We start from the raw sequence: 16277 nt of genomic DNA on the forward strand, positions 1-16277 counted from the left end.
ATGAACCTGCAGGCGGCCAACAACCTGTTTACCACCCGTCTGCATGACCGTCTCGGTGAGACGCACTACGTTGACGCGCTGACCGGTGAAACTGCGGTGACCAGCATGTGGCTGCGCAACGTCGGCGGGCACACCCGTCAGAAAGACAGCAGTGGTCTGGTGAACATGCAGAGCAACCGCTATGTGATGCAACTGGGTGGCGATATCGCGCAGTGGAGTTCTGACGAGGCTGACCGTTATCACCTCGGTGTGATGGCCGGTTATGCCAACCAGAAGAGCCGAGCGGTCAACCATCGTAACAGCAACCACGCCACCGGCAGCATCGACGGTTACAGCGTCGGCGTCTACGGCACGTGGCTGCAGGATAACGACACGCTGGAAGGCGCATATGTTGACAGCTGGGCGCAGTACAACTGGTTCGATAACACCGTGTCCGGTGATGACGTTGCGGCGGAGTCGTACAAATCCAAAGGCTTCACGGCGTCTGTGGAATCCGGCTATACCTGGAAACTGGCAGACATCAGCGAACGTAACGCGCTGTACATCCAGCCGAAAGCGCAGGTCACCTGGATGGGCGTGAAAGCGGATTCGCATAAAGAAACCAACGGCACCCGTGTCGAAGGCAATGGTGACGGCAACATTCAGACCCGCGTTGGCGTGCGTCTGTACGGCCACGGCCACAACAAACTGGACGATGGTAAAGGCCGCACCTTCCAGCCGTTCGTGGAAGCCAACTGGATCCACAACAGCAAGGACTTTGGTGTGTCGCTGAACGGTCAGCAGGTAGAGCTGGCAGGCGCCCGCAATATTGGTGAACTGAAAGCCGGTGTTGAAGGTCAACTGACGAAGAACGTCGCCCTGTGGGGTAACGTTGGTCAGCAGGTTGGCGACAAAGGCTACAGCGATACCGCTGCGATGGTGGGGATTAAAGCCTCGTTCTGATGACGTAGCAGGTTCACGTGACAAAACAAAACCGGGGAAGTGGCTTCCCCGGTTTTTTTACATCAGAACTGATAGATCATTCCTACGCCCACAACGTCATCGGTGGAGATACCGTTGTCGGAATAGAAGTCATCGTCTTCATCCAGCAGGTTGATTTTGTAATCAACGTACGCGGTGAAGTTTTTGTTGAAGTTGTAGTACGCACCCACTTCAACATAGTTCACCAGATCCTGGTCTACATAGTCGTAACCATTGCTGGTGTTGTAGTCGTTACCGCCGAGATCTTTCCCTTTCGAGTAAACCCACGCCAGTGACGGACGCAGACCGAAGTCGAACTGATACTGCGCGACTGCTTCAAAGTTCTGCGTTTTGTTGGCAATACCGTCATCACCGTACGGGGTCATATTGCGGGTTTCGGCATACATCATCGCCAGGTAGATGTCGTTCGCGTCATATTTCGCGCCAAACGTCCATACTTCCGCGTTTTCACCACCCGCGTATTTGACGTAGCGGTTACCACTGCCTGCACCATAAGCGACCTGGTCATTGGTACGGTCAGAAGCGGAGTATGCCGCACCCAGGCTCAGACCAAAATCAAAGTTATAAGTGGTGGACATCGCGTAGCCGTCACCGTTATCGTAACGAACGTCTGAATCGCCACGGTTCTTGGTGCCTTCCTGATCTTCACTGGCATTGGAGCCTTCGTTATTGCCCTGGTACTGCAGCGCGAAGTTCAGGCCGTCCACCAGACCGAAGAAGTCTGCGTTGCGGTAGGTTGCCACACCGTTGGCACGGCCAACCATGAAGTTATCGGTCCAGGTGTAGGAGTCGCCACCGAACACTGGCAGCATATCGGTCCAACTTTCAATGTCGTACACCGCGCCATAGTTACGGCCATAATCAAAAGAACCGTATTCGCCGAACTTCAGGCCGGCGAACGCCAGACGGGTGAAGGAATTGTCAGTAGCATCTTCGGTATTGTTAGCGTAGGTTTTGTATTCCCACTGGCCGTAGCCGGTCAGTTGGTCAGTAATCTGTGTTTCGCCTTTAAAGCCGATCTGCACGTACGTTTCATCGCCGTCGTCACCCGGGTTATCGGAAAACGTATGGCGTGCATCGATTTTGCCGTACAGGTCAACTTTATTGCCGTCTTTATTGTACATTTCAGCCGCATTTGCAGCGCCAGCCAGTAATAAGGCAGGCACAATAATTGCCAGAACTTTTCTTTTCATTATATATTCCCTTCAGATTATAATTGACGTGAATATTTGTAATGCCGTCATGGATTACAGGGGAAATACTAGCCATATAGTTCAGTTTAATTTAAAAGAAAAATGTAATTAAATTATTTGTAATATTGCAAAATGTTTCTAAATCAGGCGTTATAAATATAATGAATGCACAAGATCGAAACTATTTATCTCATTGATTTATAATGAATTGATTGTGGTTATGAAAACTCATTAATAATCGATTGTTGATATGTATGGTGGCCGGGAAAAAAAATACCCAACGGGGGGGTTGGGTAAAGGATTAATCAGGAAGTTATAACGAGGGCAGTGTGAAACAACTAAGGCTAATAACGGAAAAATAATGACATGAAATGGACGAAAATAAAAGTCTGCAATCGGATATTTTAATTATTTGGCTGTGCTATCAATAGTGAAAATAAATACACGGAAATAATAAATGGGGGGTGGCGACTGGCTGTGTATTTTTGTGATACTCTCAGTCCAACTTTGTCTTGTCCGGTTACGCCCATGCAGGAAAACATCTCGTTAAACGTCCCGACACCGCAAGCTACTGATGCAAATGCGGTGGATCCTAACGCGCTCCTGACCCGGTTGCTGAGCATTTATGATGTCAAAACCCTGGTTGCACAGCTCAATGCGGTGGGGGAGCAACACTGGAGCCCCGCGATCCTAAAACGCGTGGTGGAGATGGCGCGTGCGGACAAGCGGCTGAGTGAAACCGAATGCGCGCGGCTTTCCGCGTTGCTGCCAAAACCGCCGCAGCACCATGCGCGGTATGCGTTTCGCTTCGTCGATCTCTTCGCGGGTATTGGCGGCATTCGCCACGGCTTTGAAGCCATTGGCGGGCAGTGCATTTTCACCAGCGAATGGAATAAACACGCGGTTCGTACTTACAAAGCGAACTGGTACTGTGATCCCGACCAGCATCAGTTTAATGAGGACATCCGCGACGTCACCCTCAGCCACCGCCCGAATATCACTGATGCCGCCGCCGCAGAGCATATCCGCGCGGTCATCCCCGAACATGATGTGTTGCTGGCCGGTTTCCCCTGTCAGCCGTTTTCGCTGGCGGGCGTTTCGAAAAAAAACGCCCTCGGGCGCGCCCACGGATTCGCTTGCGATACGCAGGGGACGTTATTTTTCGATGTGGTACGCATTATTGACGCCCGCAGACCGGCGATATTCGTGCTGGAAAACGTCAAGAACCTGAAGAGCCATGATAAAGGCAAAACGTTCCGCATTATTATGCAGACGCTCGATGAACTCGGTTATGACGTTGCCGATGCCGCCGAGATGGGGCCGGACGATCCGAAAATCATCGACGGGCAGCACTTCTTACCGCAGCACCGGGAGCGCATCGTGCTGGTGGGTTTTCGTCGCGATTTAAACCTGCAACAGGGCTTCACCCTGCGCGATATCCCCGCGTTTTATCCGTCACGCCGTCCCACTTTTGGCGAATTGCTGGAGCCGACGGTCGACGCTAAATTCATTCTGACGCCAGTGCTGTGGAAATACCTTTATCGTTATGCGAAGAAACATCAGGCGCGCGGCAACGGTTTTGGTTTCGGCATGGTGGATCCCACCAATCCGCACAGCGTGGCGCGAACGCTGTCCGCCCGTTACTACAAAGATGGTGCCGAAATCCTGGTCGATCGCGGCTGGGATAAACCGCTCGGCGAACAACATTTTGATGATCCACAAAACCAGCAGCGTCGCCCGCGTCGTCTGACGCCACGCGAATGCGCCCGCCTGATGGGCTTTGAATCGCCGCAGGGTTATCAGTTCCGCATTCCAGTGTCGGACACGCAGGCTTACCGGCAGTTCGGTAATTCAGTGGTGGTGCCAGCCTTTGCGGCGGTGGCGAAAATGCTGGAGTCACGCATTTTGCAGGCCGTGGCAATGCGGGAAAAAGAGGCAAAACGTGGCGGACGTTCACGATAAAGCCACCCGCAGTAAAAACATGCGCGCCATCGGTACGCGGGATACGGCTATCGAAAAACGGCTCGCGCTGCTGCTGGAATCCGCCGGGTTTACGTACACCGTGCAGGATGCGTCGCTGCCGGGGCGACCTGATTTTGTGGTCGCCGACTATCAGTGCGTCATTTTCACCCACGGCTGTTTCTGGCATCACCACGACTGCTACTTGTTTAAAGTACCTGCAACGCGTACCGATTTCTGGCTGGAGAAAATCGGCAAAAACGTCACCCGTGACGAGCGTGATATGGCGTTGTTGATTGAGCAGGGCTGGCGGGTGCTGGTGGTGTGGGAATGCGCGTTGCGGGGGCGAAAAAAACTCAGCGGCGAGGCGTTAACCGCACGGCTGGAAGAGTGGATCTGCGGCGGTAACACCGCCGCACAAATCGACACTCAGGGCATTACTTCTTCACTTCGCAGGGCGTGACTTCCGGGCGACCCGGCAACAGATATTTGCCCAGCGTTACCAGCACCACGGCGAAAATAATCACGGCCAGCGCCAGCCACTCGACCTGAGAAAGATGCTCGCCGCCAAACCCGGTGCCCAGCAGAACGGCAACCACAGGGTTTACGTACGCATAGCTGGTGGCAATCGCCGGGGAGACGTTGCGGATCAGGTACATATAGGCATTAATGGCGATAATCGACCCAAACAGCGACAGATAACCCACCGCCAGAAACCCGGACATCGACGGCATAACAGTCAGTTTCTCGCCAGTCAGGAGCGAGGCGCACATCAGGACAATCCCCGCCGCCAGCATTTCAATCGCCCCCGCCATCATGCCGACCGGCAGTTCAATGCGTGAACCGTACACCGAGCCAAACGCCCAACTGACGGAGCCGATCAGAATGAGGATGGCGCCCCACGGGTTGCCGCTCAGATTCCCGCCGCTGTTCAGCAGAACAATCCCGGCGAGACCGATGGCGATGCCCAGCCATTCCAGCTTGCGGGTGGCAATACCGAAAAAGCGGCTAAAGCAAAGGGTGAACAGCGGCACGGTGGCGACCATCACTGCGGCGATCCCTGACGGCACGTGCTGGTGCTCAGCCACCGTCACGAAGCCATTACCCACGGCCAACAGCAACACGCCAATCAGCGCGGCATTCAGCAGCGGGCGACGCGCCGGAAGCTTATGCCCGGTCGCCAGCAGAAAACCTAACAGTAAAACACCGGCACAGAGAAAACGAACGCCCGCCATCATGAACGGTGGCCAGCTTTCCACGCCGATGCTGATAGCAAAATAAGTAGATCCCCAGATGATGTAGAGCGCAAAAAGTGAACTCAGGAGCGGCAGTAACTGTCGGACGCGCATACTTCCTCACGGCAAAATAGAAAGGTCGCTTATAGTAAACGTCAAAACAACCTGGCTGGCGAGAGTTAAAGTTATCACAACAATGTATTAAATTTGTTGACAGTAAGCGCTATATGCAGGTGCAAAATTTTACTTCATACTTTATCTGTACAGACTAAAAAACAAAGGAATACGATTTTGGCGGGTTCAAGTCTTTTAACACTTCTGGATGATATTGCGACGCTGCTGGATGACATCTCCATGATGGGCAAACTGGCGGCAAAGAAAACGGCGGGTGTGCTGGGCGATGACCTGTCGCTTAACGCGCAGCAGGTATCCGGCGTACGGGCGAACCGTGAACTGCCGGTGGTCTGGGGCGTTGCCAAAGGTTCGTTCGTCAACAAGGTGATTCTGGTGCCGCTGGCGTTGTTGATCAGCGCCTTTTTGCCGTGGGCGATCACGCCGCTGCTGATGATTGGCGGGGCGTTTCTCTGCTATGAAGGGGTGGAGAAAGTGGTGCATACCCTGCATGCCCGTAAACATCAGAATGATGAACAGGCGCGCCAGCAACGTCTGGAGGCGCTGGCAAATCAGGATATGCGCGTGGTCGAGCGCGATAAAATCAAAGGGGCGATCCGCACTGATTTTATTCTTTCGGCAGAGATCGTGGCGATTACGCTCGGCATCGTCGCCGATGCGCCGCTCCTCAATCAGGTGTTGATCCTGTCGGGGATCGCCATTCTGGTGACCATTGGCGTGTATGGCCTGGTGGGTGTCATCGTCAAACTGGATGACATGGGTTACTGGCTGGCGGAAAAATCCAGCGTGCTGGCGCAGGCACTGGGCAAGAGTCTGTTGTTTATCGCGCCGTGGCTGATGAAATCGCTTTCTGTCGTGGGAACGCTGGCCATGTTTCTGGTCGGTGGCGGGATTATTGTTCACGGCCTGGCGCCGTTGCATCACGCCATTGAAGCCTTCACCGCTGAACAGGTGAGTGCGGTGCAATGGCTGCTGCCAACGCTGTTTAATCTCGTGCTGGGTTTTATCGTTGGCGCGGTGGTGTTAGCGGTGGTGAATGTGGTGAGCCGGTTGCGTTCATCATAAGAATAAAGTTCGGTCTGCCATTATGCAAAACGGGCAAATTTCGTCTAAGGTGAAAAAGTTTCACCCTGATACAGGAGGCAATGATGGTCTTTTTGGTCAGTGATGAAGTTAAGCCTAAAAGCGGCGGGCCACGCATGGTCGTTACCGGCTACTCCAGCGGAATGGTGGAGTGTCGCTGGTATGACGGTTTTGGCGTGAAGCGGGAAGCTTTCCGTGAAGATGAACTGATGCCCGGCGACGGGCGGGTTCGGGATGAGGCGTAACGACAACGCCCGGCGATTTCGCCGGGCGTTTTACTGGTTAATCTGACTGTGTCCTGGCGGGACAATCAGGGGCTTGTGTGCAAGGTGAAACATCCGAGGAGAAACCGTCGTGGCTGAAGATGCTCAGCCGCCGTAAAAATCCGGGACGGGTGGTCAATTTTTGTTTCGTCATCGTACTCTTTTTCTCAACGCTGCTGACCTGGCGCGAGATCGTCGTGCTTGAAGATGCCTATATCTCAAGCCAGCGCAATAACCTCGAAAACGTGGCGCATGAAATGGATGCGCAACTGCAGTTCAACGTCGATCGTCTGCTTTTTTTCCGCAATGGCGTCCAGTCCGCGATCAGCACGCCGCTGGCCTTTGACGTGCTCAACAACGCGCGGGGCGAATTCGAACAGAAACGCCAGGCGCCCGACTGGAGCATCACGATCGACAAACGCCGCACGTTGCCGGTGTTTGGCGTATCTGATGATTTCGTCAATAAAACCTCCATCCTCAACCGTGACAACGCGCTACTGGAAAATGAAATCACCGCCACGCTGGAACTGGGCTATTTGTTGCGGCTGTCGCACAATTCGCAGCGCCTGGCGGAGCGTATGTTGTATGTGTCGCGTGGGGGCTTTTTTCTCTCCAGCGACCCGAGCCAGAATGCTCAGGCCATTATTTCCACCTATTACGGACTGGTGACCAGCCCGTGGTTCGCGATGCAGTCACAGCGCAACAATCCGGCGCGGGGCATTCGCTGGAATACGATCCAGGCGTCTGACAGCGTCGCGACAGAAGCCCAACTGGTGACCGCCTCCGTCCCCATCGACGTCGATCATTACTGGTTTGGCGTGCTGGCGATGGATTTTTCCGTCAGCGAAATGAAGGCTTTTCTGATGAGTGCGGTGGAAGGGGAAAAAGAGGGGGAGTATCAGCTCTACGACAGCCGCATGAACCTGATTGCCACCTCGGCGGGGACAAATGACTATCCCACACGCCTGACCGTACGGGAAGAGGCGCAGCTGTCACATGAATTCAGCTTTGATAACCGTGGCGGAGTGCGCCTGGTGACCAGCTACATCAGTTGGGAAAAGCTGCGTAATTTCGACGGCGTGCTGCTGCGCATTCATCACCTGCACGAAGGAGTGCGCGGCGACTTCGGCAGCATCACCATCGCGCTGGCGCTGGTGTGGATGTTGTTCACCATCATGCAACTTATTGCCTGGTGGGTGATCCGCCGGATGGTCGCCAACATGGCGGGATTGCAGGAATCGCTGCAATGGCGGGCCTGGTATGATGCGCTGACCCGGCTCTATAACCGTGGCGCGCTGTTTGAGCGCGCGCTTGATGCCGTCCAGGATTGCAAACTGAAGCAACTGCCGATCTCGGTCATTCAGATTGACCTCGACCATTTCAAACGCATTAACGACCAGTATGGCCATCAGGCAGGTGACCGGGTGCTCTCGCACGCCGCCAGCCTGATCAGCAGTAAAATCCGCGATACCGACATCGCCGGGCGTGTTGGCGGTGAAGAGTTCTGCGTGGTGCTGCCGGGGGCCTCCCGCGAGATGGCGCTGGAAATTGCTGAGCGTATTCGTTCTCGCATCAATATGCGTGAAATTCTGGTGGGGAAAGGAACCACCATGCGCATCAGCGCCTCACTGGGAGTCAGCAGCAGCGAAGAAAACGGCCAGTACGATTTTGAACTATTGCAGTCTGTCGCCGATAGCCGCTTGTATCTGGCGAAACAGGGCGGGCGCAACCGGGTCTGCGCTTCGGATGTGGATACGTTATAAACGATAACCTGTTTTAGCCTGATTTGCTTTATGGCCTAAGAATAATCCTAAAAATTCGCGAGAAGAGAAAATAATGCGCCTGGAACCGATTTCTTAAATACCAGTCGGCGTGCGGGATTGCTGCGGAGTCTGAGTAAAAACCAGGCAATTTCAATTATTTCCCTTAAGAATAATCCTTGTCTCGCAAAATAATTGCGGATAATGTTTCCATCGCATCAGATTTCCTGGTGTAACGAATTTTCAAGTGCTTCTTGCAGTCGCAAGTTTTGATCCCGACCCTCACTGGCGGCGGGATTTTTTTCAGCCGTGGCTGGCTAGCGATTGACCTCAGACACGCTGAAATCATGCACATCCAGCTCAAAGGCTTCCGCCAGCTCGCGCCAGGTGTGATACTCGCGTCCGTCAATGCTGACATGATGCGGGTCGTCGGCACAGCGGTGCACTTCGCTTTCACTGATTTCGTTAATGGCCGCCAGCAAGGCATCAACGTCAACGTTCACCTCGCGTTTGGCGGTGTCACTGTACTCTTTGGCGATTTTCATTAACTTACCTCTCAACACATGCGGCAACCCCAGTAAGTATAGACGCCGATAAAATCATCATTCGCGCACGCGGGCGCTGTCAGGCATTCTGATTTGTTCTACACTGCACAAAAGCAATCAGGAGATGACAGGTATGCAGGTGAATGACCGGGTAACGGTAAAGACGGATGGCGGTCCGCGACGTCCAGGCGTAGTGCTGGCAATTGAAACGTTCAGCGAAGGGACGATGTATCTGGTATCACTGGAAGATTATCCGTTGGGCATCTGGTTCTTCAATGAACTCGGTCATGCGGACGGCATTTTTGTCGAGAAGGTAGAGTAGGGTATTGAGGTATCTGACAAACGGCGGCACGTGCCGCCAGTTTGTCAGGATCAACGCATATTGACGTAAATGCCTGAAGTCACGTTATCAGTCAGTCGAACGACATGATAGATAACCTGTTTATTATGCGTTTTTATTTTCTTTTTAATATTACCTTTATGTGATGATACGGTTTTAGCTTTAATATTCATCTGATCTGAAATCTGGATGGTTCCCTGTCCGGACATCCACATTTTTAACATACTGGATTCAGTACGGCTTAATGATAACGTCGGTAGATTAATCTGCGTAACGCTATCTTCTTCTGTTTTCAGTAGATCACCTAAAATATCGTCCAATGATTCCGGTTTTATTGATTTAGAGCTAATAAGCAAATTTTTCCGGACCAGTAAATACTCATCGAAATGAATATTCGCTATTGCCATGAATACAATGAACAGCGTCCTGGGATGTTGATTAATGATCTGCTTGATCAGCTGACTGCTTCCAGGGTCGTGGATGAAGCAATCTTCATTAATGAACACGACAGACGGCTGGCGTGCATCACAGACTTTGGCGAGTAAGTCGACGTTGTCGACATCGCAGATATCACGTTTTTTCACCCCCCGACTTGCCAGGTACCCGGTCAATCCCAGCCGGGTGTAACTGCATAGATCCATAATAATCGTTGACATGGCATACCCTCACTCAATGTGTAACGATAATTAACCCATCGCCTTGACCACTGCCAAACGGCCTGAATTTAATCCTTAAAAAAACAGGCGAAGGCAATCAGGCGACCTCAACTATCCCGTAAAGTGTCTTATAATTTGCCAGGAATCGTCTCAAAGTAAAGTAAATGTTATGTTCTGTGAACTGCGTAAAAACAAATAAGCCGCACCAGATATATCCTGGAAGATGTTTTTAAAGTTTTATTTTAAGATTTTCCTTAGGGTAACAATACAACGATCAGGGGGAATTTATTTTCGGCAGCTCACTGATAATATCTGCAAGTAGGTCAAAAATCTCACTAAATAAATGTTCGCAGAAAGGTGCAATCAATGGCATTAACGCCGACATCAACAAAATCCCGACGGTGAGGGTAATCGGAAAGCCGATGACAAACACCGAAAGCTGAGGCGCCATTCGGTTAAGCATGCCTAATGCGAAGTTGATGGTCAGCAGCAGCGTAATGACCGGCATCGCCAGCATCAGACCATTGAGGAAGATAAGCCCACCGGCCCGGGAAAGCGCCATAAACGCGTTGCTGTTGATAGGCTCGCCGCCGATGGGCAGCGTATGGAAGGTATCCACCAACAGCGACAACAGCCACAGATGGCCGTTAAACACCAGAAACAGCAGCATGGCGAGCATATCAACGATGCGCGCCAGCACCGGCATGTTCAGGTTGCTGCTCGGATCGACGAAGGTGGCGAACGACAGGCCCATCTGCAGACCAATCACTTCCCCCGCATAACGCACGGCGGCAAAAGCAAACTGCATGGTGAACCCCAGCGCCACGCCAATCATCACCTGTTGCATCGCCAGCCACAGCGCATTGGGGGAAAAGAGGGTGACGTCAGTCGGCGGTAGCGTCGGAGCGATAATAAACGTAATGATTAACCCCAGCCCCAGCTTCACCCGTTTGGGTATCGATCTTTCGCTGAGAATGGGAGCGGTAGAAATCAGCGCCAGCACGCGCAGCATCGGCCAGAAATAAAGACTCAGCCAGTGCAGCCACTGATCGCTGCTCACCTGCAACATGGCGGGTTATCCGATGATGTAGGGCAGGTTGGTGAACAACGTGCGCACATAATCAATCAGCAGGTTCAGCATCCACGGACCGGCGACGATAATAGCGATAAAAACGGCAATGATTTTCGGAATGAACGACAGTGTCATTTCGTTAATCTGCGTGGCGGCCTGCAGAATACTGATCAACAGACCGGTGATGAGCGAAACCAGCAGTAACGGCGCCGCCAGCGTCAGCGCCATTTTCATCGCTTCCGTACCCATCATCATGACCGATTCGGGTGTCATTGTCGGGCTCCTTAACTGTAAAAACTCTGCGCCAGCGAACCGATCAGCAACTGCCAGCCGTCGACCAGCACGAAGAGCATGAGCTTAAAGGGCAGGGCGATGGTGGCAGGCGGCACCATCATCATCCCGAGCGCCATTAACACGCTGGCGATCACCAGGTCGATAATCAGGAACGGAATGAATATGGTGAAGCCAATCTGAAAGGCGGTTTTCAGCTCGCTGGTGACGTATGCAGGCAGCAAAATACGCATCGGCACCGCTTCCGGTCCCTGCAATGGCGCGGTATTGGACAGGCGGGCGAACAGCGCCAGATCGGCTTCGCGGGTCTGGCGCAGCATGAATTCGCGCAGCGGCTGCGCGCCTTTATCCAGCGCCTGCTCCATTGAAATTTTGTTTTCGCTAAACGGCTGGTACGCGTCGACATAAATTTTGTCGATCACTGGCGACATAATGAAAAAGGTGAGAAACAGCGCCAGCCCAAGCAGCACCTGGTTTGGCGGCGCGGACGGCGTACCGAGCGCGTTGCGCAGCAGGCCAAAGACGATGATGATGCGGGTAAAGCTGGTCATCATCAGCAAAATGGCCGGAATAAACGTCAGTGAGGTGATGAAAACCAGCGTCTGAACCGGCAGCGACCAGCTCTGGCCGCCGTTCGGTAATGGCTGGCTGACCAGCCCGGGCAACTGGGCAAAGGCGGCAGGGGATAACAGCCACAGCACCAGCAGGGAAAGGCGTAATACACGGCGCATCAGGATCTCCCGGAACGCTTCATTATGTTCTTCATCATCGAGGAGAAATCGGGTGCAGCCGCTTTCTGTTCTTCACTCTCAACGGGTGCGGGAGGCAATGTGTGCAGCAGGGTGACCTGGTTTGCCGTCACGCCGAGCACCAGGCGGGCATCATCCACATTGACAATCACCACGCGCTCGCGCGGGCCAAGGGAGGTGCTGGCGCTGACTTTCAGACCCTGCGAACCGGTCGGCTTAATGCCACCGAAACCGACGCGTTTCACCAGCCAGGCGGCGGCGAGGATCAACAGGATAACACCCAGCAGGGCGCCGCTGACCTGTATCAGCGGCGACGTGCTATCAACGGTTGGCTGAGTAACGGTAGCCTGGGTTTTCATCTTAACGGCTCAGACGGCGCATCCGCTCGGACGGCGTAATGATGTCGGTAATACGCACGCCATATTTGTCGGCAACAACGACCACTTCACCCTGGGCAATCAGATAGCCGTTAATCAGAATATCCAGCGGTTCACCCGCCAGACCGTCCAGTGACACCACAGAACCCTGCGTCAGGCGCAACAGCTCTTTAATGGTCATCCGGGTGCGGCCCAGTTCCACGGTTAATTTCACCGGGATATCCATGATTAAATCGATATCCTGCAATGTGCCGCTGGCATCGCCGCCGCCCAGTTGCTGGAATACCGCATCAGCGGCGCTTTTACCCGTCGTGGTTTTCTGCTCGTTTAACGCCTCAGCCCACAGATCGTCCACTTCTCCGCTGTTTTCGTCGGACGGGTTATTAATATCACTCATTTGGGCTGTTCCTCATTCAGCGAATTCAGTATCGGGTTTATCAAATGCTCTACGCGTAGCGCGTATTGACCGTTGAGCGTGCCGTAATGGCTGGTCAACACCGGTACACCGTCGACATGGGCAATAATGCGATCGGGCTTATCAATGGGCAGCACGTCGCCGGGTTGGAGCTTCAGAATTTGCGACAATCGCATGGAGATATCAGCAAAGTTAGCGACCAGTTCCAGTTCCGAATGCTGTACCTGGCGCACCAGATTCTCACGCCAGTTCTGGTCTTCGCTGCGGGAGTTCTCCAGCGGCGGGTTGACCAGCAGTTCGCGCAGCGGCTCGATCATGCTGAACGGCAGGCAGATATTGAACTCCCCGGTCAGGTTGCCGATCTCAACATGGAACGGTGTATTCACCACGATGTCGTTCGGGGAGGTGGTGATATTGGTAAACTTCACCTGCATTTCGGAACGTACATACTCAACGTCCAGCGGGTTGATGGCTTTCCACGCGTCGCTGTACGCTTCCAGCGCCAGTTTCAGCATGCGGTTGATGACCCGCTGTTCGGTATGGGTAAATTCGCGGCCTTCCACTTTCGTCGGGAAACGACCGTCGCCGCCAAACAGGTTATCGACCGCAATGAACACCAGACTTGGTGAAAAGACAAACAGCCCGGTGCCGCGCAGCGGCTTCAGGTGGATCAGGTTCAGGTTGGTCGGCACCGGAAGGTTACGGGCAAACTCATGATAGGGCTGAATACGAATGGCCCCGACAGTAATATCCGGGCTACGGCGCAGCAGGTTGAACAGCCCCATACGGAACTGACGGGCAAAACGCTCGTTAATGATCTCCAGCGCCTGCAGGCGCTCGCGCACCACGCGACGCTGGGTATTCGGATCGTAAGGACGAATATCGGTATCGCCCAGATGACCCCCTTGCGGCTCATCGGACTGATCACTGTCGCCATTGAGCAGTGCGTCGATTTCGGCCTGAGAAAGAATGCTATCGCCCATGTGATTACCGCAGAATGAATGCTGTGTACAGAACGTCAGTCACTTCCTGCTTGGGTTGACCCGCAACCAGCGGCTGAGACAGCGTGCTCTTAATCGCCTCGACCAGGTTCTGCTTGCCGACATCGGTGGCAAGTTCATTGGCGTTCTGGCGGGAGAAGAGCAGCAACAGACGGCTGCGTACTTCTGGCAAATATTCGCTAAGGCGTAAGCGGGTCGCTTCGTCTCCCAGACGCAGCGTGATACCGACATACAGAACGCGGTCAGCATCCCCCAGGTTTACCGTAAAGGTATCGAGAGCATAGAACACCGGCGCCGGTGGCGGCGGTGGTTGGTTAGCGGCTACCGGGGTAGGTTGCTGCTGCATACGCCAGTAACTATAGCCCGCGGTAGCGCAGGCGGCGAGCGTCACCAGCACCAGCAACGGGACCCAGATTGAGCGCTTACGTTTTTTACTGAGAGCAGAGTCTGTCATCTGTTACGGTCATCCTGTTTACAGCTTATCGGTTGATTATCCCGTCTCGCGCGTCGGTCAAAGCGCGGAAAAGACGGGAATAATCACGCTACCTCTGGCGTTAGGCGAAGATGTCGACAGCGCCGTTACCCCGCGAGAGGGATTGCAGACTGGCGGGCACGAGTAAGGCCTCGTCGTTCTCCGCCTGCAGCCCGCCATTGCCGGATGAACCCGACGCGTGCTGTTGCTGTGCGAAGGACTGCTGCTGTTGTTGTCCGCCGGAGCTTTCACTGCTGATGCTGCTCTGCCCCAGTTGAATGCCGTTATCGGCCAGTTGAGTACGCAGAACCGGCAATGCGGCTTCCAGCGCGGCGCGAACGTGGCTGTGCGGCGACACCATCTGCAACTGCGCCTGGTTATCGTCCACCTTGAGGGTGATATGTACCTGACCCAGCTCTTCCGGGTGCAGACGCAGTTCGGCGGTCTGCTGGCCCTGACGGGTAAACATCGTAATGTGCTGGCTCACCGACTGCTGCCAGTCCGGGCTGCCGAGCGGGGCGTTTACTGTCGCCGCGGCGGCAGACGGCTGCGCCACAGGTTGCGCGGTGGTGTGGCTCATCACCGGCGCCAGTGGGGTGGTGGAGGCGGTTGCGGACGTTGTACTGTCGGCCTCGGCATGCACGGCGGCGCTGGCGGCCAGCGACGTGGTCTGCGCGAAGGCGGCGTTGTCTGCGCCTTTCACCGCTTGTGCAGGTGCTTTCGCGTCGCCTTTCGTTGTCATCCCCGGCAATGCTTTATCCGCCCCTGCGCGGGCAGCGGTCGCGGTCGCCAGCCCCGGCACTGACGCGCCCGCAGTCGCGGCCACGGTGCGCGGTGCCGTCACGGTCTGCGGCTGCGGCAACATCGCCATCAGCGCGCTGAGGCTTGCCAGTTCATCGTCGTTGAGCGCGGTATCATCGGCCGGTTTTTTCAGGGCGTCTTTGCTGTTATCGGTCTGCGCGACAGCCTGCGACGTATCAACCCCCGTCAGACGTGAGGTGAGGGAGGTCAGCAGCGCCTGGGCGTCTGACAGCGCGTTCGGGTCCGTCAGCGTCGCTGTGTCATCCTGCTGATTTAGCAACTGACTCAGCTTTTGCGCACTGGTTTTGATATCGCCCTTCGGCAACCCGGCGGCGACGTTTTGTAGATCGGCCAGCGTCAGCGCGGTTTTGCCTTCGCCAGTGCCTTTACCGCTGAGCGCACCCGCCAGCAGTGAGAGAAAATCCTGCGCATCACCGGAAAATTTCGCCGTTTGACCCGCGGCGGCATCGGTATCGCTAAGGATAAGTTTCGGCAACGTAATCATTCGGGTTTCCTTAAGGTTGCGCGTTGAGCGAATTCATCCATTTTCTTCTGATCGAGACGGTTTTCCGCCATTTGTGCGGCGGCGGTTTGTCTGTCCTGCAGCGTCTGCCATGCCTGCAAACGCTGTTTTTTCTCGCGCCAGAAATTCAGCGCCTGATCCACTTTCTGCGTCCATTGCGTCAACTGCTGTCGATGCTGGTCGATAGCCTTTTCCAGCGTGTCGATAAACTGCTGGTAATTTTGCCAGCGCAGACTGCCCATCCCGCGGGACATATCCCCGGCGAGGTTGTGCTGATATTCCAGCTGATAATCCATCAGCATCTTCAGTTGTTCTTCTGCCTGCTGGCAGCCGCGTCGCATCTCACCCAGGCGTTGCGCCGCATTTTCGACTTCCTTTTCGGCCAGCTCTTTTAGCGTTGTTAATGCACCATGTTCCGCCATGACTGCT

General features: G+C 54.3%; 20 protein-coding genes. 7 read left to right on the forward strand and 13 right to left on the reverse strand.

The genetic code is table 11. From position 1 onward, the window contains the following. Nucleotides 1-942: autotransporter outer membrane beta-barrel domain-containing protein (locus AOY23_RS17430; RefSeq protein ID WP_152958606.1), on the forward strand; the 942-nt coding region annotated here is incomplete at its 5' end. 62 nt (nucleotides 943-1004) lie between these two features. On the opposite strand, the gene ompC is transcribed toward AOY23_RS17430, so the two are convergent. Next, nucleotides 1005-2174, reverse strand: coding sequence for a porin OmpC (gene ompC, locus AOY23_RS17435; RefSeq protein ID WP_054180740.1), 1170 nt, complete (start codon nucleotides 2172-2174; stop codon nucleotides 1005-1007). Between the two features lie 528 nt (nucleotides 2175-2702). Here ompC and AOY23_RS17440 point away from each other — a divergent pair. Both AOY23_RS17440 and AOY23_RS17445 read left to right on the forward strand, forming a co-directional pair. After that, complete coding sequence (locus tag AOY23_RS17440; RefSeq protein ID WP_054180739.1) at nucleotides 2703-4136, forward strand: DNA cytosine methyltransferase; 1434 nt, start codon at nucleotides 2703-2705, stop codon at nucleotides 4134-4136. Then, nucleotides 4117-4596: a very short patch repair endonuclease gene (locus AOY23_RS17445; RefSeq protein ID WP_054180738.1), complete on the forward strand. Its 480-nt coding sequence runs from the start codon at nucleotides 4117-4119 to the stop codon at nucleotides 4594-4596. The genes AOY23_RS17440 and AOY23_RS17445 overlap by 20 nt, the downstream gene beginning before the upstream one ends. On the opposite strand, the gene yedA is transcribed toward AOY23_RS17445, so the two are convergent. Next, nucleotides 4571-5482, reverse strand: coding sequence for a drug/metabolite exporter YedA (yedA, locus tag AOY23_RS17450; RefSeq protein ID WP_054180737.1), 912 nt, complete (start codon nucleotides 5480-5482; stop codon nucleotides 4571-4573). The genes AOY23_RS17445 and yedA overlap by 26 nt on opposite strands. A gap of 177 nt (nucleotides 5483-5659) precedes the next feature. Here yedA and AOY23_RS17455 point away from each other — a divergent pair, with 177 nt between their 5' ends. The 3 genes from AOY23_RS17455 (at nucleotide 5660) to dgcQ (ending at nucleotide 8609) form a co-directional block, all read left to right on the forward strand. Continuing rightward, nucleotides 5660-6565 carry a DUF808 family protein gene (locus tag AOY23_RS17455; protein ID WP_054180736.1) on the forward strand — a complete coding sequence of 302 codons (906 nt, stop codon included), beginning with the start codon at nucleotides 5660-5662 and terminating at the stop codon, nucleotides 6563-6565. 83 nt (nucleotides 6566-6648) lie between these two features. Then, nucleotides 6649-6828, forward strand: a complete 180-nt coding sequence (locus tag AOY23_RS17460) for a YodC family protein (protein WP_054180735.1) — start codon at nucleotides 6649-6651, stop codon at nucleotides 6826-6828. Nucleotides 6829-6905: 77 nt separating this feature from the next. Next, a complete protein-coding gene (dgcQ, locus tag AOY23_RS17465; protein WP_072171047.1) occupies nucleotides 6906-8609 on the forward strand; it encodes a cellulose biosynthesis regulator diguanylate cyclase DgcQ in 1704 nt (567 codons plus the stop codon). A 314-nt stretch (nucleotides 8610-8923) separates the two neighbouring features. Here dgcQ and yodD read toward each other — a convergent pair whose 3' ends face one another. Further along, complete coding sequence (gene yodD, locus AOY23_RS17470; RefSeq protein ID WP_054180734.1) at nucleotides 8924-9151, reverse strand: YodD family peroxide/acid resistance protein; 228 nt, start codon at nucleotides 9149-9151, stop codon at nucleotides 8924-8926. Between the two features lie 133 nt (nucleotides 9152-9284). Between yodD and dsrB the strand changes: the two genes are divergently transcribed. Then, nucleotides 9285-9473 carry a protein DsrB gene (dsrB, locus tag AOY23_RS17475; protein WP_054180733.1) on the forward strand — a complete coding sequence of 63 codons (189 nt, stop codon included), beginning with the start codon at nucleotides 9285-9287 and terminating at the stop codon, nucleotides 9471-9473. A 50-nt stretch (nucleotides 9474-9523) separates the two neighbouring features. On the opposite strand, the gene rcsA is transcribed toward dsrB, so the two are convergent. The 10 genes from rcsA to fliJ all read right to left on the reverse strand — a co-directional run bounded on the left by rcsA (nucleotide 9524) and on the right by fliJ (nucleotide 16270). Then, nucleotides 9524-10147: a transcriptional regulator RcsA gene (gene rcsA, locus AOY23_RS17480; protein WP_054180732.1), complete on the reverse strand. Its 624-nt coding sequence runs from the start codon at nucleotides 10145-10147 to the stop codon at nucleotides 9524-9526. Nucleotides 10148-10421: 274 nt separating this feature from the next. Continuing rightward, nucleotides 10422-11216 (reverse strand): flagellar biosynthetic protein FliR, encoded by a 795-nt coding sequence (gene fliR, locus AOY23_RS17485; RefSeq protein ID WP_054180731.1) that lies wholly within the window; start codon nucleotides 11214-11216, stop codon nucleotides 10422-10424. Nucleotides 11217-11222: 6 nt separating this feature from the next. Beyond that, on the reverse strand, nucleotides 11223-11492 hold the full coding sequence (fliQ, locus tag AOY23_RS17490) for a flagellar biosynthesis protein FliQ (RefSeq protein WP_054180730.1): 270 nt from the start codon (nucleotides 11490-11492) through the stop codon (nucleotides 11223-11225). An 11-nt stretch (nucleotides 11493-11503) separates the two neighbouring features. After that, complete coding sequence (fliP, locus tag AOY23_RS17495; protein WP_054180729.1) at nucleotides 11504-12241, reverse strand: flagellar type III secretion system pore protein FliP; 738 nt, start codon at nucleotides 12239-12241, stop codon at nucleotides 11504-11506. Further along, nucleotides 12241-12618, reverse strand: coding sequence for a flagellar biosynthetic protein FliO (gene fliO / locus AOY23_RS17500; RefSeq protein ID WP_054180728.1), 378 nt, complete (start codon nucleotides 12616-12618; stop codon nucleotides 12241-12243). The genes fliP and fliO overlap by 1 nt, the downstream gene beginning before the upstream one ends. A 1-nt stretch (nucleotide 12619) precedes the next feature. Continuing rightward, the gene (gene fliN / locus AOY23_RS17505) at nucleotides 12620-13033 is read right to left on the reverse strand and encodes a flagellar motor switch protein FliN (protein WP_049848961.1); all 414 of its coding nucleotides are present in this window, start codon (nucleotides 13031-13033) and stop codon (nucleotides 12620-12622) included. Then, nucleotides 13030-14034 carry a flagellar motor switch protein FliM gene (fliM, locus tag AOY23_RS17510; protein ID WP_054180727.1) on the reverse strand — a complete coding sequence of 335 codons (1005 nt, stop codon included), beginning with the start codon at nucleotides 14032-14034 and terminating at the stop codon, nucleotides 13030-13032. The genes fliN and fliM overlap by 4 nt, the downstream gene beginning before the upstream one ends. 4 nt (nucleotides 14035-14038) lie before the next feature. Beyond that, nucleotides 14039-14506, reverse strand: a complete 468-nt coding sequence (gene fliL, locus AOY23_RS17515) for a flagellar basal body-associated protein FliL (protein ID WP_054180726.1) — start codon at nucleotides 14504-14506, stop codon at nucleotides 14039-14041. 100 nt (nucleotides 14507-14606) lie between these two features. Then, on the reverse strand, nucleotides 14607-15830 hold the full coding sequence (gene fliK / locus AOY23_RS17520; RefSeq protein WP_054180725.1) for a flagellar hook length control protein FliK: 1224 nt from the start codon (nucleotides 15828-15830) through the stop codon (nucleotides 14607-14609). Further along, nucleotides 15827-16270 carry a flagellar export protein FliJ gene (gene fliJ, locus AOY23_RS17525; RefSeq protein WP_054180724.1) on the reverse strand — a complete coding sequence of 148 codons (444 nt, stop codon included), beginning with the start codon at nucleotides 16268-16270 and terminating at the stop codon, nucleotides 15827-15829. Before fliJ ends, fliK begins: the two co-directional genes overlap by 4 nt. Nucleotides 16271-16277 lie beyond the last annotated feature (7 nt).

The sequence above is a fragment of the Trabulsiella odontotermitis genome, from assembly GCF_001297775.1.
Classification (GTDB): domain Bacteria; phylum Pseudomonadota; class Gammaproteobacteria; order Enterobacterales; family Enterobacteriaceae; genus Trabulsiella; species Trabulsiella odontotermitis.